Source organism: Qipengyuania pacifica (assembly GCF_019857205.1).
GTDB classification, from domain to species: Bacteria; Pseudomonadota; Alphaproteobacteria; order Sphingomonadales; family Sphingomonadaceae; genus Qipengyuania; species Qipengyuania pacifica.
The window spans coordinates 432,489-452,106 of sequence record NZ_JAHWXO010000002.1; the positions used below are offsets into that span (position 1 = coordinate 432,489).

Sequence of the window (19,618 nt, forward strand, 5' to 3'; positions counted from 1 at the left end):
TGATTAATTGTCAGGACGCTCAGCGCTCGCTAGCGTTGCGCCATTGCTCGTTGTGGGAGAGGGGCGTGGCAGGATTTCCGGTACATCCGGATGGGGTGACGGCCGAGTGGCTTGGCAATGTACTGGGCAGGCCGGTGGATGCCGTCCGCTGGGAACCCATCGGCACGGGTCAGGTAGGTGACAGCGTCCGCTTTCATTTCGCGAGCGAAGGGGCCGAGAGGACCCTTGCGGGGAAGTTTCCTGCTGCAGACACTGCCAGCAGAAATACCGCCGCGATGCTGGGCCTTTATCGCAAGGAGGTCGAATTTTACCGATCTGCGGCGGCTCTACTCGAAGTCCGTGTCCCCCAGATATTCTTCGCCGAAGTCGATGAGACTGGCAGCGATTTCTTCCTGTTGTTCGAAGATGTCGGCCCGGCAAGGCAGGGCGACCAGATCAGCAGTTGCAGCATAGCTGATGCTCGCGCTGCCATCAGCCAGGCAGCCGCAATTCACGGGCCTAGCTGGGGCCGACAGGATTTGCTCGAGGCATCCTGGGTCGCGCCGCCACCCGATCTTCGTGCGAAGTTGAGGGTGATGTATCCCCAGGCGCAGGCAGTATTCCGGGATCGTTACGCCGAAACCCTAGAACCCGAATATATGCGGATATGCGACGATCTGGCAGATGCGAGTACGGAATGGTTCGAGCGGGAGGCACCAACGCAATGTCTGGTTCACGGCGACTTCCGTCTTGATAACATGCTCTTCGACATCAGGGGTGGACGGGAACGTATCGCTATCCTCGACTGGCAGACCGTCACTGCCGGCAGACCGATGACGGACGTGGGTTACCTCCTGGGGTGCGGACTGGGGCAGGCTGTTTGGCAGGAACACGAGAGGGACTTGCTGGATCTCTGGCGCGCAGAAATGCACCAGCGGGGAATCGTGTTTAGCCACGACGACATCGAAATGGATTACCGGCTCGGCATCCTGCACGGCGTGTCGACAGCCGTGTTCAGTGCAGCATTCGTCGAACGGACCGCGCGCGGCGACGCGAATTTTCTGTCTATGGCGCGCGGCGCGTGTTCGCTGGCACTTGCCCGCGATAGTATCGCTGCGTTGAAGGAGGCGTTGTAATGGTTCTAAGCCGCGGTGACGATTACCCCATTCACCAGATGCCCGAACCCGTCGCGTATGCCGGGACGGATCGGAATTTCTATGATCGGTATTTTTTCAACGGCTACGCGCCTGATGGCAGCGGCTTTTTTGCCGTTGCGCTCGGTGTATATCCGCATCTCGATGTCATCGATGCGCATTTCAACGTGGTGCACGAAGGAATACAACACTGCGTCCACGCAAGCGCTGAGCTAAGCATGGAACGTATGGTCATGGCGGTCGGTCCGATTTCCATCGAAATCATAGAGCCGCTGAGCATGCTGCGCATCCGGCTCGAGCCCTTCGATGGGATTTCCGCAGACATTACCTTTACTGGCCGCGCCTTCCCCATCGAGGAGCCACGGTTCACTCACCGTATCGGTCCGCGCGCCTTCATGGATTACACACGTCTCACCCAGAACGGTCGCTACACCGGATGGATCGAGGTGGACGGGACAAAGCGCGACCTTGCCGCAGGCACGATGGGCACCCGCGATCGCAGCTGGGGCGTGCGGCCCATCGGTACCCGCGATGCGCAGCCGATTCCCGGATCACCGGGCCCGGCGTTCTTTTGGCAATGGACGCCGATCAACTTTCCTAATGGCAGCCTGTTCTTTCACGTGAATAATGATCAGCACGGCAATGCGTGGAACACCCGCGCTGCGTGGGCAGGAGAGGGCGCTTCGGTAACCGAAATAGAGGAGGGCCACGGCGGCATGCGAACGCGCCTTCGCTCCGGAACTCGCTGGCCATCCGGAGGGACGCTGTCCCTGGCGCTACGCGGAGCACCTGAAGAGGTCACGTTCGAACCGCTAGGGCGCTTTCAGATGCGCGGCCTTGGCTATACCCATCCAGAATGGGGTCACGGCCTCTATCACGGCAGACTGAAGGTCGAGCGGGAGGATATCGACCTCGCAGCTATCGATCCTCTCGCGCCTGAGAACCTTCATGTCCAATTGCCCGTCCACGTCGTTGCCAATGACGGGGCGGAGGGAATCGGGGTGTTCGAGCAGCTGATCATTGGGCCCTTTTCCCCTCTGGGCCTCGATCAATTTCTCGACGGCGCCGCTTAGGCCACGAACCTTCCCTGCAGATCGTAAAGCGCCAAGGCCGCCTTGGCAGCTTCGCCGCCCTTGTCCTTTTGTTGCGGATCGGCGCGGACCAGCGCCTGTTCCTCATTCTCGACCGTGAGGATCCCGTTGCCGATGGCCATACCGTCCATCGTCAAAGCCATGATCCCTCGCGCGCTTTCGCCTGCGACGATTTCAAAATGATAGGTTTCGCCGCGAATAACCACGCCAATCCCGACATAGCCATCATAGTGGCCGCTCTCCGAAGCTAGTGCGATTGCGCCCGGAACTTCGAGCGCGCCGGGAACAGTCAGCACTTCACACGCGTGTCCAGCGGCTTCGATAGCCGACCGAGCGCCGGAAATGAGCATGTCGTTGAGGTGGTCGTAGAAACGGGCTTCGACGATCAGGAAACGGGCCATAAATGTTACTCCGGGATTGGCATGTGATCGACGATATCGAGGCCGTAGCCCTCGATCGCCACGACGTTCGGTTGCGAGTTGCTGAGCAGAATCATTTGTTCGATACCCAGATCCGCAAGTATTTGTGATCCGATCCCGACATTGCGCTGTTCGTCGCGCCCCTGATCGCCCCAATCGGCGCGCCGGCCTGTCAGCAGGACGATGACGCCAGAACCATGATCGCCGACAACCTGCATCGCGCGCTGAAGAGTGCGTTTGCGCGGCCCGGGCTTGCCCAGCAAATCATCGAAAATGGAGATGGGGTGCACGCGGGCCAAAGTTGGCTCACCTTCGACGACCTGGCCTTTCTGCAACACGTAACTCTCGCTTCCGTCGATGGTGTTGCGATAGGTCATCAGTTTCCAGTCGCCGCCATAGTCGGATTGAAACTGGCTCTCGGATATACGCTCGACGAGGTGATCATACCGCATCCGATATTCGATAAGATCGCGGATGGTGCCGATCTTCATATCATGCTTGCGCGCGAAGCTTATCAAATCGTCGAGGCGGGCCATGGTCCCGTCTTCGTTCATGATCTCGCAGATCACGCCCGATGGATTGAGGCCGGCGAGGCGGGAGATGTCGACTGCGGCCTCGGTGTGTCCTGCGCGGACAAGCACGCCGCCATCGCGGGCAGCGAGCGGGAATACGTGGCCCGGGGTGACGATATCGTCCGGGCCCTTGCTGGAATCGATCGCAACGGTAACCGTGCGTGCCCGGTCGGCAGCGCTGATCCCGGTGGTGACGCCCTCCTTTGCCTCGATCGAGGTCGTGAAAGCTGTCTGCATGCTTTCGCGATTGTCGCGGCTCATCGGCTGCAAGCCGAGCGCTTCCACCCGTTTGCGGTCCAATGACAGACAGATCAGTCCGCGCCCGTGGGTGGCCATGAAATTGATGGCGCTGGGCGTGGCCATCTGGGCCGGAATGATGAGATCGCCTTCGTTCTCGCGATCCTCATCGTCTACGAGAATGTACATCCGGCCGTTGCGGGCTTCGTTGATGATTTCCTCGGCACCGACGATCACCGGCGTCTCGTCGTTGGCTTCCAGAAAGGCTTCGAGCTTGGCAAGCGTTTCTGTGGTTGGGTTCCAGCCATCGTCGCCGCAGTCACGTAGCGTGTTGGCGTGAAGGCCGGCGGCGCGAGCGAGACCAGCGCGGGTCATCAGGCCCTGCGATACCAGCGTACGAACTTTTTCAATCGTGTTCATGCGCTGATTAGTATCACATTTCGATGTGATGTCCAGTATCTCGACCACATTGAATGTGATGCGACAATACTCTCGGGCGATAAGAAAAGCACTGAAGGGGGGGGGGTGGTGGACGCACTAGGGCTCGAACCTAGGACCCGCTGATTAAGAGCGCAGCTTTGTACTCTTTTCGTTCCTTCGAAATGTTGCGCTAAACTACTCTCAAAGGCTTGAACCGGTTGGAGTTTTTCCGCCGCGGATTATTTTAGCCTACGCCACGACTTTCTGACAACTGATTACGTGGCGATTACGTGGAGAGAGCGTCTCACCATGCCAAATCAGTCGATCACGGTCCGCACCATACGTTCTATCAGTCCCGATCCGAAGCGCGACATTTACGTGTGGGATACCCGTTTGAAGGGCTTCGGACTCCGGACCACTCCGAGAGGAGCACAGTCCTTCGTTTTCCAATATCGTGTCGATGGCGGCCCAGCTCGTCGCACGACAATCGGACCGGTCGGAAGTCCTTGGACCCCGGTCACTGCACGCAAGGAAGCTGAACGGCTTCTCATCAAGGTTTACCAAGGAATCGATCCTGTCCAAGCCGAGCGTGAAGCCAAGCGACGAAAAGCAACGCTCAACTTTCGTGCCTATAGCGAGAAATTCGTCGAACTCTATCTGCAAGAGAACTGGCGGGGCACGTGGAAAGCAGCAGAGCACACCCTAAAGAACGTAGTCATTCCTCGCTGGGGAAACCGTCCTATCGATGAAATCACTCGGGCCGATATTGTAAAAGTGATGGATGAATATTCCAACCGGCCCGCCCGCCGCAAAGAAATCCACTCCGTTTTGCGCAAGCTCTTTAACTGGGCAACCGACCGGCAGGATATCGAAGTTTCTCCGCTGGCTGGAATGAAGGCGCCTAAACCAGTTCCAGCGCGTCGCCGGGTGCTGAACGATGAGGAAATCTTCGCTTTGTGGAAAGCGAGCGAACAGGTGGGCTGGCCTTGGGGACCCTATGTTCGCATGCTGATTCTTACTATGCAGCGACGGCAAGAAGTTGCCGAAATGGACTGGTCGGAGGTCGATGTGGATGGTCGCAAATGGACGCTTCCAGCCGCTCGCGCGAAGAACGACGAGGAGCACATCATCCCTCTTTCAGACCTTGCCGTCCAAGAACTCCGGAACCTTATACCCAAGCGCAGAGGACTGATCTTCACTACCACAGGCGAAACACCGATTTCCGGCTTCTTCAAGGCGAAGAAGTCCCTCACTGAGGGCATGCTTGACGTTATGAAATCGATCCAGATCGAGAATGGCGGCGACCCGGACCAGGTCGAACTTCCAAATTGGCGGTTGCATGATATCCGCCGGACTGGTGCAACCAACCTCCAGTCGCTCGGAGTTCCAGTCGAGGTCACGGAAAGTGTGCTGAATCACATCAGCGGCACGCGGGCTGGGGTTGCTGGCATCTACAACCGCTACAAGTACGATGCAGAAAAGCGCACCGCACTCGAAGCGTGGGATGCCAAGCTCCGGTCGCTTACGAAATAGGTGCTCACACTCTCTTCTTCCGCCCGCGCTGCTAGCCCGGCCCGCGTCCAAGGCTGATCTTTCCAGCAAGATCGATTATCTCAGGCGAGATTACCAGAAACACGCTTCAAGCCGCTTCAACACCGTCTCGCGGAAGGGCCTCTGTGAGTAACCGGGTAGCGCTTACCGCGCACATGGGTCTTCCAACATAGTACCCTTGCACCTCGGAACATCCTTCCTTTTGGATCTGTTCGAGCTGCGCTGCTGTCTCAACCCCCTCAGCTGTGGTTGTCATGCCCAGATTCCGCCCGAGGTCAGTGACCGCCCTGATTATGGACAACGCCTCCGATCCGGAAAAAAGATCCTGCACAAAGGATTGGTCGATCTTGATCTTGTCGAATGGGAAGGATCGCAAATAACTCAGACTTGAATACCCCGTCCCGAAATCGTCCATGGCAATCCGGACACCAAGATTGCGCAAGCTATGCAAGATTTTGAGTGTCTCATCGGTATGCTCTAGCAGCACCCCTTCTGTGATCTCCAGATGCAGTCGGGACGGCTCGATGCCGGAGACTGCAAGTGCGGTTGTGACGGTGCGGACTAGATCGCCCGTTCTGAATTGAGCCGGAGATAAATTAACGGATACGCCGATGTGGGTCGGCCAGGTTGCAGCCAGTGAGCACGCCTGGCGCAGGACCCATTCGCCTATGGGAACGATGAGGCCGATGTCTTCTGCCGAGGGAATGAACTGATCCGGCAGGATCAGGCCCTCACTCGGATGGTTCCAGCGCAGTAGCGCTTCAAATCCCGAAATCTGGCCGTCGGAAGTGTCTACCAGCGGCTGATAGTACATCTCGAATTCGCCATCAACGACTGCCCTGCGGAGATCCAGCTCAAGCGAGCGCCTGGACTGCATCCGCCTGTCCATTTCGGGAACGAAGAACCTGTGGTTGCCGCGTCCTTCCGCCTTTGCCTGATAGAGTGCCAGGTCCGCGTTCTTCAGGAGCTGGTTCGGCTCGAGGCTGTCTACCGGTGCGACCGAGATACCGATGCTGGCACCGATGCTGATCTGGTGCGTGCCCACGTAGAAAGGGCGTCCGAGATCAGAGACAATTCGTTCGGCGAGAGTGACCGCGCTTTCGGGCTGGCTGGCCGGGGCCTGGATAACCGCGAATTCGTCGCCTCCGATCCGCGAGACCCAATCATTTTCCCGAACGCTCGCTTTCAGCCTTTCTGCGACTTGCTGCAGAAGTGCGTCGCCGACAGGGTGCCCCAGTGTGTCATTCACCGATTTGAACCGATCGAGATCCAGGCAGAGAACGGCAACTTGCTTGTGCACGGGAATGCGGATCAGCGCCTCGGTGAGCCTCTCATGGAAAGAAACGCGGTTGGGAAGATCGGTAAGCACGTCGTAGCGGGCCATGTAAGCTATCTTTGCCTCGGCCTGTCTCCGCTCGGTAATATCCTCGTGCGTAGTGACCCACCCACCGGACGCCATGCGTTCGTGCGAGAGGGCAATGGTTCGGCCGTCCTCCAGCTCGTTCCAGATCGTCGAGAAGTCTTCCGAATTGATCTTCTCGAGAAAGCCATCATGAAGTTCTTCGACTTTCACGCCGACGTGGTTTCCGATGTCGATGCTGTGTTGAAGCAGATCGATGAGACCGATGCCCGGTCTAACTATTTCGGCTGAGAACCCGTAAATTGACAAGTACTTCTGGTTGCAGACGAGCAGTTGCCCGTCAGCGTTAAACATGCAGAGCCCCTGTGCCATATTGTTCAGGGCAGCATCGAAGCGCTTGTTCTGCTCGCTCAGTTCCTGGTCCTTGATAACGCTTCGCTGTGCGTTGGAACACAGGGCAAATGCTGTGCGGCCTATCATGAGTGACAGGACGATAGCTCCGACACCCAAAACGCCGTACTCGACCCCGCCGTGCGACACTAACGCGAAGGCGCCGGGAAGGGCCACCGATGCAAGCTGCATGGCCACCAGGCGGGGCCTGCAATAATTGCGCTGGGCGATCGCCATCGTTGCCATCGCCAGGGCAAGGACCAGAATATGGACAACCGGGGTGTTACTTACAATCAAGGCCCGTGCACTGAGCGCACCCACCGCGGACGAAGACCCTAGCGCAGAAATCCAGTACAGCGTCTCAAACTGAAGTGCCTCTTCAAAAGATAGCTCCTCAAAGACTGGTGACCGGCGAAACAGGCCCATGACCACGAACAGCAGAGCGAGTAGGGTTAGCGCCCCTATCCAGAAATCGCCGGTGCGAAAGGCAGCCAAGCCGCCAAGAGATGCAATGCAGCAACCTGATCCGACCATTACAGTGCGCGGCGTCTGATACAGGCGGCTCAAGAGCTGGCGATAGATCGGCAGGGAGAGCTTCTTGTCGCCCTCACCTAGCAACAGCCATTCCAAAGTTTGATCCCCCGATACGACACTGAATTGCTTAATCTGCAGGCAGAACCATGTCTAACCTATTAAAAGAAAACAAACGCATAATATCGAGAATAGGATGATCCCGACCAGGTCGATATTCCGAACTGGTGCCTGCATAATATCCGCCGGACAGTCACTCGGAGTTCCAGTGGAAGTGACGGAAAGCGTACTGAATCACATCAGCGGCAAGCGGGCAAGGTTTGTTGGTATCTACAATCGCTACAAGTACGATGCAGACAAGCGCACTGCACTCGAATCGTGGGATGCCAAGCTCAGGTCAATAACGGAATAGACGCTCAGGCCTTCTTCTTCCGCCCGCGCTTCTGGCCCGGCTTGCGACCGAGGCCTATCTTCATGGCAAGATCACGGCGGGTTTCAGCATATTCTGGAGCGACCATCGGGTAGTCGGAGGACAGATCCCAACGCTGGCGATACTCGTCTGGCGTAAGATCATGCTCGGTCGATAAATGGCGCTTCAGCATCTTCATTTTCTGGCCGCAGTCCAGACAGACAAGATGATCTTTCTTCACCGAAGCCCGCAAAGACACTGCTGGCTCCGGCCGGGCTTCGGCCGCCGAGTCTCCGGCGAGACTGGAAAGCGCGGCATGCACGTTCGAGATGAGGCCAGAGACTTCGTCTACACTCACATTATTGTTACTGACATGTGCTGACACAATATCGGCAGTCAATGTGATCAGTGTCTCGTTATCCAGGACAGTATCTTCCATTAAGGCCTCTTGATTGTAGCGATCGCGCGATTGCAATTTAATTGAAGTCCAATTCAGCTATGCCGCGCCCTGCACATTATCAAGGCGAACTGCTTGCCAATTCAGGATTGGGACGCTTCCGATAAACTCTCACAGCGCTGCGGCTGCGGCGATGAGTAGCATCTCATCTTGGTACTACTTAATCTCCGACGCGCATGGCTCAAGCCATGCCGCCTTGCCTTCCGGCGAGGATGGGAGGGGGAGGGGAAACCGCAAACCGATGCCCTGGCGCGGGCCAGCAGGCGTCAGCCCGCCACCCGGGGGCGTCTGTTTGCGGTTTCGGGAACGAGAGGGCGAAGCCCTTGGCGTTCCCGCGCAAGGATTGCGCTAGCGATCCGCATAAACGAGGCAGCCGTGCGATGGCGCGAATCCGCCGGACGTCCTGCGCGCGCGATCAGTGCGCCAGCGGGAGTCCGGAAATGAAAGAGGCAAGAGTGCCTGCGGGTTAGCTCAGGAACACCGCGCCCTCAGGAGCACATCGCCAGATGTGAGGGACAGAGCGCGTCCTCCAGAAACTCCCGCTCATTCGATAACCGCTCCTGATCGTCATCCGGATGGGCCTGGACTACAGGCCCGGTCCGCGACAGCGGATAGAGCAGGTTGCCCGTAGGTCAGCCCTTTCCGAGATTCCCCCAAAAATTGAGGTGCAAGCCTAGCTTCTGGCGTTTCAATCTGTTGAACTCTTCATCGCGATGGAAAGCCTATCAACCTCTCCGGAATTTCGAGACTACATCCCACGGCGGCTTTCTTGGACCGACAGGGACCTCAAAAGACAGTCTGTCGAAGAGAAGAATTTGTTCAAATGCTTCGCCGGACCGGTAGTAATCCTCGGCGATCCGGGCATGGGCAAGACGTGGCTGATGGAAAGGTATGGAGAGCATCCAGGCTGTCGTTTCATCAGGGCAACGAGCTTGTTGCGGCGCCCAGATGGCACTGATTTTGGAGATTATCGCCTCATCATTGACGGGTTGGACGAAGTCTCAGCGTTGGGCGAGGATGATCCGCTAAACGAGGTCCTGACAAAGCTCTTGGCCTGCAGCACGCCTTCGTTCGCAATTTCGTGTCGGGCGGCCGAATGGAGAGGCAAGAGCGCGGAAATCGACATATCGGAAGATTATGGTCAGACGCCCGCCATCGTTGATCTGGAACTGCTTACTTCTGATGAGGCAATTGAAGCGCTGTCCCGCCGGGTAGACCAGGAAAAGGCATACCTTGCTGTCGGGGCTTTGCAGGCGGCAGGATTGGAGAACTTCTTCCAGAATCCCCTCTATCTGGACTTTGTGGCTGCGATCGTGTCGACTGACGACGAGGTGCCTCAGACACGCGCCGGTCTCTATGAGAAAGCGATCGACCAACTCTGCATAGAACGGAATCCTTACCATGAAAGCAGGGGGTTCTCCGCGCTTTCCGGAGATGAGGCGCTCAACGCGGCGGGAGCGATCTGCGCTACAATTCTCATAACAGGAAATTCAACGGTACTTCGCGAAGGGAAATCTTCCGAGGGAATCCCGATTAGCGAACTCAGCGAACTAGCGTCCACCGAGCAGATGCGCGCGGTCCTCGGCAGTAATCTATTTCGCGCTGTCCAAGGTGCCACAGGGGAGTTTAAACCGCTGCACCGCACAGTCGCCGAGTTTTTGGGAGCACGTTGGCTAGCCCGATACGTGGATTACGAGATCGACGCCAGGAATGGACCTCGCTTTGTAGCGAACAGATTGATCTCGATTATGAGCGGCGACGGAGGCGTACCGGCCTCGCTCCGCGGCCTTCACGCCTGGCTTCCCAAATTCAGTCCGACCCGCTTGGGTCCTGATGCAATAGATCGGGACCCATACGGTATCCTCCGATATGGCGACGGAGATGGCTTGGCACCGGACCAGGCACGCGCGCTAATCGCTGCGCTCCGGCAGCAGGCAAACTTTGACCCACACTTTCGCGATGGCTGGGGCCGTTCTGAAGCACTGAGCGGCCTGGGTCAGCCCGCACTGGCAGACGACCTTCGCAAGATCATCACCGACAAATCCGAAAGCGTCACTTTTCGGCTCGTCGTTCTCGAAGCGATTGTTGGAAGCCCTGCTGCACCGTTGTTGAAGAAAGAGCTATCCAGCATTTTTTTTGACAAGGAGAGAGCATATCGCGAGCGACGCGATGCTGGAGTAGCATTGACTGCCATTGATCGAACTGACTTCGACTGGCCGGTCGCTCTCAGGCGATTAATCGCACTAGCAGACCCGGACTCTACAAGGGTGGGCGCGGAACTTCTCGACGATATTGGCTACGAAGCGCTTAAACCGGAACTTGTTGCGCAGGTGATCCTTGCCGATTGCCGTCTCACACAGGGCGAGAAAGGCTCAAGGCAGCGAACCTTCGGGTCCTTCTATCGCTTGCGAAAAGACTATCCCCAGGACCTGATACCGGCTCTGCTCGACGCCTTTGCTGATGCTGTTATTCCACAACTCGACCCCAAGAAATGGTGGGGCGATGGTCTTCATGAAGGTTGGAGTGAATTTGGAGATCTGGTGCAAAGTTTATCTGCTCAGCAACTGAGTGAGAACCCGGATTCAGTTTCATCTGAACAGCTTTGGAACTGGCTGCGCATGGTTGAGCGCCGTTACCGCCACAGAGACACTGATCGAGCAAAAATCGCGTCAGTTCTAGCCGGCGATGGTCGTCTGCGGAGAGGTGTGCAGCGAATGGCGCTGTTTGACGATAGCGATGAGGATCGCTTTTTCGCTGCGAATGTGAGGCTCAGTCGCATGTCCAGCGGCTTACGCCTGACACCGGGAGACGCTGAATACTTTCTGCGAGATGTGGTTCAACGCAAAGACCCCCACGACCGGCAGCGATGGATGGGACTCGTGGCAAGCTTTCGGACCGATGGAATCATCCCTGTCCCGATCCGAAAGATCGCCAGGCCTTACGCCAAGGGCGACACGGAACTGATGGAATTCCTCGTCCAGAAGCCGAAACGGCAAAAAATGGACGATTTGGAGCGGAAGTTCAGGAGACGGGAGCGCGACCGCACGCGCCGCGCGGAAAAGAACCGCGCGAAACAGCAAAGCGAGTATTTCGATAACATTGATAAAATGCGGTCAGGAGAACTCAAGTGGATAGTGGGCCCAGCTAGGGCGTATCTCAACATGTATTACGATCTCGACCGGGATGCATCGCCCGAAGAGCGCCTTGAAGAGTGGCTTAGGACTGATTTGTGCGAAGCTGCTTTGAAAGGCTTCGAAGCAACGCTGCATCGGGAAGATTTGCCCTCAGCGGATCAGATAGCACAGAGCTATGCCAAGTCTAACGTTTGGAACTTCGTATTCCCGATGTTGGCAGGAGCTGGACAGCGGTTGCAAAACGCCACCGGATTTAATGATTTGCCGTCTGATATTCTGTCCGCGCTTCTCATCGCGAGCGATCATGAACTCATCTCGAGCCGCGAAACCTTCGATGGATTGGACGAAGCGTTGCGTGAATTGCTTCGGCAAAACGAGGCTGACTACAAGGCTCATCTCCGCCGCATGTTCGAGCCTATGTTCGATGCCCGTCGCGAGCATATTCATGACCTCTATCGATTTACTCGTGTTCCCGCTGACAAGCCATTATCGAGCCATTTGTCGGTCGAATGGCTTGAACGCTTCTCAGATCTTCCGCTCCAGATCGAACGATCCCTAGCGGAAGGCGTTCTCCATTCTTCTGCCAATACCCGGAATGAGTTGATGCCAAGGCTTGTCGAGGTTGCAAGACAGCGCGTCGATCTGAATGAACCCGAGGGCGATCGGCGCTCCTATTGGCTAGGCATTCAGTTCTGTATCGATTTCGATCGAGCAAGGAAGAGCTTGCCAAAATTCACGCAAGACAATCGCGGTTGGCTCTGGTCGCTTACACATCTGCTGAATGATCGCAACCAGGACTACGAACATTACGTCAAGCCGTCGCTTTCTCAACTGGATTGGCTCTTTCGTACATTCAGGACGCTATGGCCATTCACACCGAGACCAAGCGGAACGACCAGTGGAGATCGGAATCCTTGGGATGCAACGCAGCTGCTTGAGTGGGCAGTCTACCAAATCGGAAAGAACCCTTCAGCTGAAGCGTCGGAGATTCTCTGCAACCTGCGCGACGCGCCCGAAGATGGTTACACGACGACAATTCAGGCCAATATCGCTGCGCAGCGCCAAGCGCTTATCGAAACGAGCTTCCGTCCACCTAGCTTAGCTGAGTACAAAGCGGTTTTGACCACTGCAGGTCAACCACAGGGCGCGGGGGATGTTAAGGCGATTATCCTTGCTGAACTCGAAGCGTTGCAGAAGAGATTACGTGGAGACCCACTCAATCCGGTTGACAATTTTTACCGCGATGACGGTACCCCAAAAGCCGAAAACGAGTGCCGCGACCAGATGCTTTTGTTGCTAGGAAACAATTTGCCATTCGGCATCCAGGCGCCGGCCGAGGTGTCTATGCCGCGCGGGAGAAGAAGTGATGGAGCATTCACGTTCGGCAAGCTTCTGGTTCCGCTGGAATGCAAAGGGCAGTGGCACAAGGAAGTCTGGACAGCCGCGTCAAGTCAGCTCGAAAATTACTACTCAATCCACCACCAAGCTGCCGAGAAAGGCATCTACGTAGTATTTTGGTTCGGGCCCCATGTTCCGAAAGGCAAGAAACTCAAAGCACCGCCGAAGCACTTTGCGAGACCAAGCACATCGAACGACATGAAACTAGCTTTGCAGGCAGCATTGTTGGGCAGCAAGCGTAATGAGGTCTCCATAGTAGTCTTGGATTTGGCCAAGCTGTGAACGCCAAGAAATCACTTTTCCAGTATTTCGGCAGGCCAGCAGCTACGCCCTAGCGGACCTTCTGCATCGGGCCGTAAGCGGACCGGCAGCTATTGGTGTTTGAGTCGCGATAATCCGACATTTGGAAATCGGCTCTGGATCCGCTCGAGCGCAGAACAAATCTAGTTATGGGGCCCGGGCTTAGCCGGGCATTCGTCAACCACGCTTCCGCGCGACCAGGTCGATCAACGCCGACTTGCCCGAATGGGCGGTCCCCTCCTGGATCTCGGCATCGTAGGCATCGAGCAATTCAATCTCCCAAGCCGAGAAGGCGCGGCGCAAACCTTCCTCCGTATAGAGATTTTCGATATTTGGCGGACCACCTGTCCCATAGGCCAGTTGCTCCTCGCGATAGCCTTCGAGCAGAAGCAGGCCACACGGCTTCAGCGAGCGATGGACACCATCGAAGATATCCCAACGCAGTTCGGGACCAGCAAACTGGACAAAAATGCCGACCACCGCGTCAAAAGCTTCCGCTGGCCATTCCCATTCGGCCAGATCTGCCTGCCGATATTCGACTTGGACCCCTCGCCGCTCTGCAAGAGCTCTCGCTTTGTCGAGCGCCCTTTCTGAAACGTCGGTAGCGACGACGCGATGGCCATGCTGGGCCAGAAATACACTGTTGCGCCCCTCGCCATCGGCGACAGCCAAGACTTTCGATCCGGGAGTCAGGCGGTACGCCTCGCGCGCCAGAAAAGCGTTGGGCGCGGTCCCGAACAGATACTCGTCCGCTGCGTAACGCTCGTTCCAGAACTCCGCCTGGCTCGGTTCAGTCATGGGCCGCTTTCCATGCACCCATGGAGCCGAGATAGACATCCAGCTTTTCGAAGCCGCGGCTCGCTAACCACCCGGCAGCAACCGTGGCACGCATCCCGCTGGCACACATCAACGTGTAATGCTGCGCCGGATCGAGTTTGCGATAGCGCTCGTTAAGTTCGCCCACGTAGATATGCTCGGAACCCTCGATCGCGTTTTGCGCGCGTTCGTCCGCATCCCTCACATCAAGCAGCGTCCAGTCACGTTCGTCGCTCTCCAGTCGCCGTTCAACTTCGTCGGTCCCGATCATCGGGATAGTCCGCATCGCCTTGCCTTGGGCAGCGGCAGGCACGACGCCGACATAACCGCCTTCGATATTGTCGAGTGCGATCCGCACGAGATGCGTCATAGCAGCTTCGAGCTGGTCTTCATCGGAAGCGACAAGAGCGACATTGTCGCCTTCACGGATGAACCATCCGGCGAATGCCGAGATCATGCCGACCGGCAGATTCATCGAACCGGGAAGATGGCCTGACGCAAAGGCAAGCGGTTCGCGCACATCCACCCGGTGATCGACGTCGATGTCGCCCAATTCGGACAGCGACAGGCGTTTGGGCCGCATCACGCGAGGCGCAGGATCGCCGCCCTCCAGATTAAGGCGCTCCATCAACCGGAAATAGGGCGGCTGGTAATGGTTTTCCTCCACCTTGAAGTCGATGAAGGCATCCCGGCTTTCGAACTGCAGGCGCGGATTGTTCGCGCGCTCGTGGCCGAGGGTCGAGAACTCGCGTTCGGCCATTCCCGATCCGCAGACAGATCCCGCTCCATGTGCCGGGTAGAGAATGACTTGGTCCCCAAGCGCCATAATCTTCTGCAGCGAGTCGTAAAGGAGGCCAGCGACCTCGCGCTTGCGATCGGGATAGAAATCGGTGCGACCGACGTCGCCGACGAACAGCGCGTCTCCAGTGAACACGCCGACTGGCCCATCGGGATAGGCAGTGTCGTGAAGAACGAAAGCAAGATGATCGTCCGTGTGCCCCGGTGTCTCCAGCACCCGAATTTTCAGCTGTCCGATCTCAAACTCATCACCTTGGAGAGCCGTCTCGGCATATTCGACCGTGCCCACAGAATTGGGACCGTGCAGGACGCGCGCGCCGGTCAAATCTCTCAGGATGGGCGCCCCCGAAACCAGATCCTCGTTGCGATGGGTTTCGAAGATATGAGTGATCTCCAGCCCCTCGGCGCGCGCCATTTCGACATAGCATTCGCAGTCGCGGCGCGGATCGATGATGGCCGCCTTCCCGCCCGAACCAATCAGGTAGGATAGGTGGGACAGTCCGGATGTCTTAATTTTCTCGAGCAGCATGGTGCCTCCTTCATAAGGAAAAAGCGGGACCGGCGCGAACCGATCCCGCTTTCAAAAGATTCGATGGCGCGTCACGCTCAATCGATTTTTACCGTGCGCAGATAGGGGCGCAGCGTGGTGAAGCCCTGCGGGAAGCGGGCTTTTGCATCCTCGTCGGAAACCGATGGTGGAATGATCGCATCCTTGCCTTCGCGCCAATCGGCGGGAGTGGCCACGCCATGCTTGTCGCTGAACTGGAGCGCATCGATCGCGCGCAGGATCTCGTCGAAGTTCCGTCCTACGCTCATGGGATAGGTCATGGTGAGCCGAATCTTCTTGTCCGGATCGATGATGAATACCGACCGCACAGCCGCCGTTTCGCTCTGATCCGGATGGATCATGTCATAGAGCTTGGCGATCTTGAGATCGGCATCAGCGACGATCGGGAACACGAGATTCGTGTTCTGGGTGTCGTTCACGTCTTCGATCCATTTGGCGTGTTCTTCGGCAGTGTCGGTCGAGAGGCCGAGTGGCTTTACATTGCGCTTGTCGAACTCGCTGGCGAGCTGCGCAGTGCGGCCCATCTCCGTAGTGCAGACGGGGGTGAAGTCGGCCGGGTGGCTGAAGAAGAATACCCAGCTATCGCCAGCCCAATCGTGCAGGCTGATTTCGCCATTCTGGGTGTCGACGGTAAAGTCGGGGGCGGTGTCACCGATGTGAAGGCTCATTTCAATTTTCCTTGTTCCGTGTCGATGCATCCTTTGTAGAGAGACCCAGGCACGCTGCCCAATTCAAATTATCGATTGCGATAAGTGATAAACCAAACAGAAGGGTAGAGAGGCCGGAGAGGCACACCTTTTCCTTTAGATGATGACCTCATAACTTAACCAATACCTATAACTGTGTTGAGCATTGATAACGTCAATTACGCTTTCAGCCAGAACCTGATGACCGAGGCTACGAGACCCAGCACGGTTATGCTGGCGAGCCAGATCACGAACATCCAGCCGAGCCGCTGCCAAAGTGGGCGATCCTGAGGCTCGTCCATCAGTGATATCCCTCATCCGCCACCTTGCCGCGGAACACCCAGTAAGCCCAAGCGGTGTATGCGATGATGAGCGGCATGGTGATCGCGACGCCAACCAGCATGAAGATCTGGCTGCGTTCGGGCGCGGCGGCGTCCCATATCGTGAGGCCCGGTGGAACGACATAGGGCCACATCGTGACGCCCAGACCGGCCATGCCGAAGAAGAACAGCGCAAGGCTCAGCCAGAACGGCTTGCTGTGCCGGTCCACTGAAAGAGCCCTCAGCAGCATGACGGCAATCACCGCTGTGAGGATCGGGACCGGCGCGGCGAAGTAGATCTCCGGCGCAGTCAACCAGCGCTCGGCATATTCGGCGTTCAGGAACACATTGTAGAGGCTGACGCCTCCCATCAAGACCAACGTTGCCCATGCCGCCCGCTTGCCCAACTTTCGGGCATGATGCTGACTCTCCCCATCCAGTTTCCACACCAGCCAGGTCGCGCCAAGCAGAGCGTAGCCGGCGACTGTGCCTAGGCCGGTCAACAGCGTGTAGGGCGTGAGCCAGTCGAACCAGCTGCCCGCATAGGATCGATCCACGACCTCGATCCCCTGGAGAAGCGCACCCAATGTCATGCCCTGCGCCATCGCCGCGACCAGCGAGCCGCCAGTGAAGGCCGCGTCCCAGTATCGGCGGTGCCCGGGGTCGCGCCAGCGATACTCGAACGCGACACCGCGGAACACCAGTCCCAACAGCATGGCGATGATGAGCGGGTAAGTGGCGGGCAGGATCACCGCGTAAGCCAATGGGAAGGCTGCGAACAATCCGCCGCCGCCCAAGACCAGCCAAGTCTCGTTGCCATCCCAGACCGGCGCTATCGAATTCATCGCACGATCGCGCTCCGGCCCGACCTCGAAGGTAGGGAAAAGAATGCCGATGCCGAGGTCGAACCCGTCCATCACCACATAGGCGAAGACGGCGAAGGCGATGATGAAAGCCCAGATCGTCGTCAGGTCCACGTTAACGTCCATCGGTCGCCTCCTCGTGATCGCGCGGAAGTGTGTCGGGATCGTCCGGATTCTGGGATGGGCCAGGCGTAATGCCAGCAGTCCGGATCGGCCCGGTGTCCCCGCGCTTGACGCCATGTTCGCCTGCGTGCGGTGGCTTGTGCATCAGGTGCAGGATATACCAGACACCCGCGCCGAAAACTGCGAAATAGACCACGACGAATGCAAGCAATGACGCGGCGACGGCGGGGGCATCCAGCGGACTCGCAGCATCTGCCGTGCGCAAGAGATTGTAGATCACATACGGTTGCCGGCCGACCTCCGTCGTGATCCAGCCAGCGATGACCGCCACGAAACCGCTGGGAGCCATGACCAAGGCTGCGCGATGGAGCATGGGCCATTCGTAGAGCCTCTTGCGGAAGCGAGCGAACAGGCTCCACGCTCCGATACCGAGCATGGCAAAGCCGATCCCGACCATGATCCGGAATGACCAGAAAACGATGCCGACCGGCGGTTCCTCGTCGTCCGGGATCGTGTCCAGACCGGCGAGCGGCGCGTCGAGATCATGCTTTAGGATCAGCGAAGATGCCTTGGGTATCTCAATTGCGTAGTCGACCCGCTTTTCCTCGCTGTTCGGAATGCCGAACAGGATCAGCGGTGCACCATCCGGATGGCTCTCGAAGTGGCCTTCCATCGCCATGACCTTCTGCGGCTGATGTTCGAGGGTGTTGAGCCCGTGCATGTCGCCTGCGAAGATCTGGATCGGCGCAACGATGGCCGCCATCCACATCGCCATCGAGAACATCTTGCGCGCGTGCAGGTTTGTCCGGTCCTTGAGAAGGTGCCAGGCCCCGACCCCGCCGACCACGAAGGCGGTCGTGAGGTAAGCTGCGATGACGGTATGGACCAGGCGATAGGGGAAGCTGGGGTTGAAGACGATGTCCCACCAGCTTTCACCCGGCAGGTATTGCCCGTTCGCCCCGATTTCATATCCTACGGGGGTCTGCATCCAGCTGTTAACCGACAGGATCCAGAAGGCGCTGATGAAGGTGCCAACAGCGACCATGAGCGTGGCGGCGAAGTGCAGCTTCTTGCCGACCTTGTTCATGCCGAAGAGCATGACGCCAAGGAAGCCAGCTTCGAGGAAGAACGCGGTCAGCACCTCGTAGGCCATCAGCGGGCCGATAACCGGCCCCGCAATATCAGAGAAAACCGACCAATTCGTGCCGAACTGGTAGGACATCACGATGCCCGAAACGACGCCCATTGCGAAGGCGATGGCGAAGATCTTCAGCCAATATTTGAAGAGATCGAGATAGATCGCCTTGCCTGTCTTGAGCCACAGACCCTCGAGCACTGCCAGATAGCTTGCGAGACCGATGGAAAAGGCCGGGAAGATGAAGTGAAAGCTTACCGTGAAGGCGAACTGGATGCGGGCCAGCAGCAGGGCATCGAGCTGTTCGAACATGTCTTTATCCGTGTTGCTTTTCGGCGCGTGCCTTGCGCCAGCGATAGTAGGTCTTTTCGGAAATCCCGATTTCGCGGCAGCTCTCGCAAACGCCTTTTCCCGACGCGATCAAAGCTGCAATCTCCCTGCAACGGGCATCTTTGTCAGGAATGGTGGGCATCAGATCATACCTCTCGCAGCATCGGGGATTGGTTCAGCTGGCGGTCCGCCGTTCGTTGCCAATTCCCGGAATGCGCGGTTCTGCGACAGGAAGACCTGCCCGTTGAGTTCGTCAACGAAGTGGGTCCGCTTCAGCCGGTCCATGACGGGGCCCTTCACTTCGGAAAGATGCAGCCCGATCCCGGCGTCGGTCATGCGGTGATTGATCGCCTCAAGGCTTTCTAGGCCGGAAGCGTCGATTTCGTTGACCGCGCTGCACATCAGGATGACGTGGCGCACCTCTGGGCGGTCGGCGACCTCTTCCAACACGTATTCCTCGAGCCATCGCGCATTGAGGTAGGTCAGGCTCTCGTCGATCCGGACCGAGAGGACGTGCGGCACGGTAAAGACCTTGTGGCGGTCGACATTACGGAAGTGCTCGGTCTCGGGGACGCGG

Annotated in this window: 16 protein-coding genes and 1 tRNA gene; 4 read left to right on the forward strand and 13 right to left on the reverse strand. The window is 57.6% G+C overall.

Annotated features, from left to right (window positions below):
- Window positions 1–65 precede the first annotated feature (65 nt).
- A complete protein-coding gene (locus tag KYK83_RS05125) occupies window positions 66–1,115 on the forward strand; it encodes a phosphotransferase family protein (RefSeq protein WP_222827415.1) in 1,050 nt (349 codons plus the stop codon).
- A complete protein-coding gene (locus KYK83_RS05130) occupies window positions 1,115–2,206 on the forward strand; it encodes an Rv3169 family protein (RefSeq protein ID WP_222827416.1) in 1,092 nt (363 codons plus the stop codon). Before KYK83_RS05125 ends, KYK83_RS05130 begins: the two co-directional genes overlap by 1 nt.
- Here the strand turns inward: KYK83_RS05130 and ribH are convergent.
- From ribH to KYK83_RS05145, 3 genes are all read right to left on the reverse strand, one after another.
- Window positions 2,203–2,625, reverse strand: coding sequence for a 6,7-dimethyl-8-ribityllumazine synthase (gene ribH / locus KYK83_RS05135; RefSeq protein ID WP_222827417.1), 423 nt, complete (start codon window positions 2,623–2,625; stop codon window positions 2,203–2,205). The two genes, KYK83_RS05130 and ribH, sit on opposite strands and share 4 nt — an antisense overlap.
- 5 nt (window positions 2,626–2,630) lie before the next feature.
- Window positions 2,631–3,872, reverse strand: a complete 1,242-nt coding sequence (gene ribB, locus KYK83_RS05140; RefSeq protein ID WP_222827418.1) for a 3,4-dihydroxy-2-butanone-4-phosphate synthase — start codon at window positions 3,870–3,872, stop codon at window positions 2,631–2,633.
- Window positions 3,873–3,978: 106 nt separating this feature from the next.
- Window positions 3,979–4,047, reverse strand: a tRNA-Ser gene (locus KYK83_RS05145).
- Window positions 4,048–4,181: 134 nt separating this feature from the next.
- Between KYK83_RS05145 and KYK83_RS05150 the strand changes: the two genes are divergently transcribed.
- Window positions 4,182–5,405 carry a tyrosine-type recombinase/integrase gene (locus tag KYK83_RS05150; RefSeq protein ID WP_222827419.1) on the forward strand — a complete coding sequence of 408 codons (1,224 nt, stop codon included), beginning with the start codon at window positions 4,182–4,184 and terminating at the stop codon, window positions 5,403–5,405.
- Window positions 5,406–5,511: 106 nt separating this feature from the next.
- Here KYK83_RS05150 and KYK83_RS05155 read toward each other — a convergent pair whose 3' ends face one another.
- Complete coding sequence (locus KYK83_RS05155; protein ID WP_222827420.1) at window positions 5,512–7,803, reverse strand: putative bifunctional diguanylate cyclase/phosphodiesterase; 2,292 nt, start codon at window positions 7,801–7,803, stop codon at window positions 5,512–5,514.
- 317 nt (window positions 7,804–8,120) lie between these two features.
- Window positions 8,121–8,552, reverse strand: a complete 432-nt coding sequence (locus KYK83_RS05160) for a Ros/MucR family transcriptional regulator (protein ID WP_222827421.1) — start codon at window positions 8,550–8,552, stop codon at window positions 8,121–8,123.
- Window positions 8,553–9,283: 731 nt separating this feature from the next.
- On the opposite strand from KYK83_RS05160, the gene eruA reads away from it, so the two are divergent.
- Complete coding sequence (eruA, locus tag KYK83_RS05165; protein ID WP_488153865.1) at window positions 9,284–13,384, forward strand: NACHT domain-containing antiphage protein EruA; 4,101 nt, start codon at window positions 9,284–9,286, stop codon at window positions 13,382–13,384.
- A gap of 195 nt (window positions 13,385–13,579) precedes the next feature.
- Here the strand turns inward: eruA and KYK83_RS05170 are convergent, their stop codons facing one another.
- From KYK83_RS05170 to KYK83_RS05205, 8 genes are all read right to left on the reverse strand, one after another.
- Window positions 13,580–14,200 carry a class I SAM-dependent methyltransferase gene (locus KYK83_RS05170; RefSeq protein WP_170004126.1) on the reverse strand — a complete coding sequence of 207 codons (621 nt, stop codon included), beginning with the start codon at window positions 14,198–14,200 and terminating at the stop codon, window positions 13,580–13,582.
- Entirely contained in the window at window positions 14,193–15,545 is a 1,353-nt protein-coding gene (locus KYK83_RS05175; RefSeq protein ID WP_222827423.1) for an MBL fold metallo-hydrolase, read from the reverse strand. Before KYK83_RS05175 ends, KYK83_RS05170 begins: the two co-directional genes overlap by 8 nt.
- 77 nt (window positions 15,546–15,622) lie before the next feature.
- Window positions 15,623–16,252 (reverse strand): peroxiredoxin, encoded by a 630-nt coding sequence (locus KYK83_RS05180; protein WP_119083556.1) that lies wholly within the window; start codon window positions 16,250–16,252, stop codon window positions 15,623–15,625.
- 197 nt (window positions 16,253–16,449) lie between these two features.
- A complete protein-coding gene (locus KYK83_RS05185; RefSeq protein WP_119083557.1) occupies window positions 16,450–16,572 on the reverse strand; it encodes a DUF2474 domain-containing protein in 123 nt (40 codons plus the stop codon).
- Complete coding sequence (cydB, locus tag KYK83_RS05190) at window positions 16,572–17,579, reverse strand: cytochrome d ubiquinol oxidase subunit II (RefSeq protein ID WP_170004123.1); 1,008 nt, start codon at window positions 17,577–17,579, stop codon at window positions 16,572–16,574. The genes KYK83_RS05185 and cydB overlap by 1 nt, the downstream gene beginning before the upstream one ends.
- Entirely contained in the window at window positions 17,569–19,023 is a 1,455-nt protein-coding gene (locus KYK83_RS05195; protein WP_222827424.1) for a cytochrome ubiquinol oxidase subunit I, read from the reverse strand. Before KYK83_RS05195 ends, cydB begins: the two co-directional genes overlap by 11 nt.
- Before the next feature lie 4 nt (window positions 19,024–19,027).
- Window positions 19,028–19,183, reverse strand: a complete 156-nt coding sequence (locus KYK83_RS17610) for a helix-turn-helix domain-containing protein (protein ID WP_119083560.1) — start codon at window positions 19,181–19,183, stop codon at window positions 19,028–19,030.
- Window positions 19,183–19,618: STAS domain-containing protein (locus tag KYK83_RS05205; protein ID WP_222827425.1), on the reverse strand; the 436-nt coding region annotated here is incomplete at its 5' end. The genes KYK83_RS05205 and KYK83_RS17610, both read right to left, overlap by 1 nt.

Coding starts and splice junctions, on each gene's coding strand:
- ribB (WP_222827418.1), bottom strand. CDS start 3,872: ATGAACACGATTGAAAAAGTTCGTACGCTGGTATCGCAGGGCCTGATG.
- KYK83_RS05170 (WP_170004126.1), bottom strand. CDS start 14,200: ATGACTGAACCGAGCCAGGCGGAGTTCTGGAACGAGCGTTACGCAGCG.
- cydB (WP_170004123.1), bottom strand. CDS start 17,579: ATGGACGTTAACGTGGACCTGACGACGATCTGGGCTTTCATCATCGCC.
- KYK83_RS05150 (WP_222827419.1), top strand. CDS start 4,182: ATGCCAAATCAGTCGATCACGGTCCGCACCATACGTTCTATCAGTCCC.
- KYK83_RS17610 (WP_119083560.1), bottom strand. CDS start 19,183: ATGCCCACCATTCCTGACAAAGATGCCCGTTGCAGGGAGATTGCAGCT.
- KYK83_RS05185 (WP_119083557.1), bottom strand. CDS start 16,572: ATGGACGAGCCTCAGGATCGCCCACTTTGGCAGCGGCTCGGCTGGATG.
- eruA (WP_488153865.1), top strand. CDS start 9,284: ATGGAAAGCCTATCAACCTCTCCGGAATTTCGAGACTACATCCCACGG.
- KYK83_RS05195 (WP_222827424.1), bottom strand. CDS start 19,023: ATGTTCGAACAGCTCGATGCCCTGCTGCTGGCCCGCATCCAGTTCGCC.
- KYK83_RS05175 (WP_222827423.1), bottom strand. CDS start 15,545: ATGCTGCTCGAGAAAATTAAGACATCCGGACTGTCCCACCTATCCTAC.
- KYK83_RS05160 (WP_222827421.1), bottom strand. CDS start 8,552: ATGGAAGATACTGTCCTGGATAACGAGACACTGATCACATTGACTGCC.
- KYK83_RS05180 (WP_119083556.1), bottom strand. CDS start 16,252: ATGAGCCTTCACATCGGTGACACCGCCCCCGACTTTACCGTCGACACC.
- ribH (WP_222827417.1), bottom strand. CDS start 2,625: ATGGCCCGTTTCCTGATCGTCGAAGCCCGTTTCTACGACCACCTCAAC.
- KYK83_RS05130 (WP_222827416.1), top strand. CDS start 1,115: ATGGTTCTAAGCCGCGGTGACGATTACCCCATTCACCAGATGCCCGAA.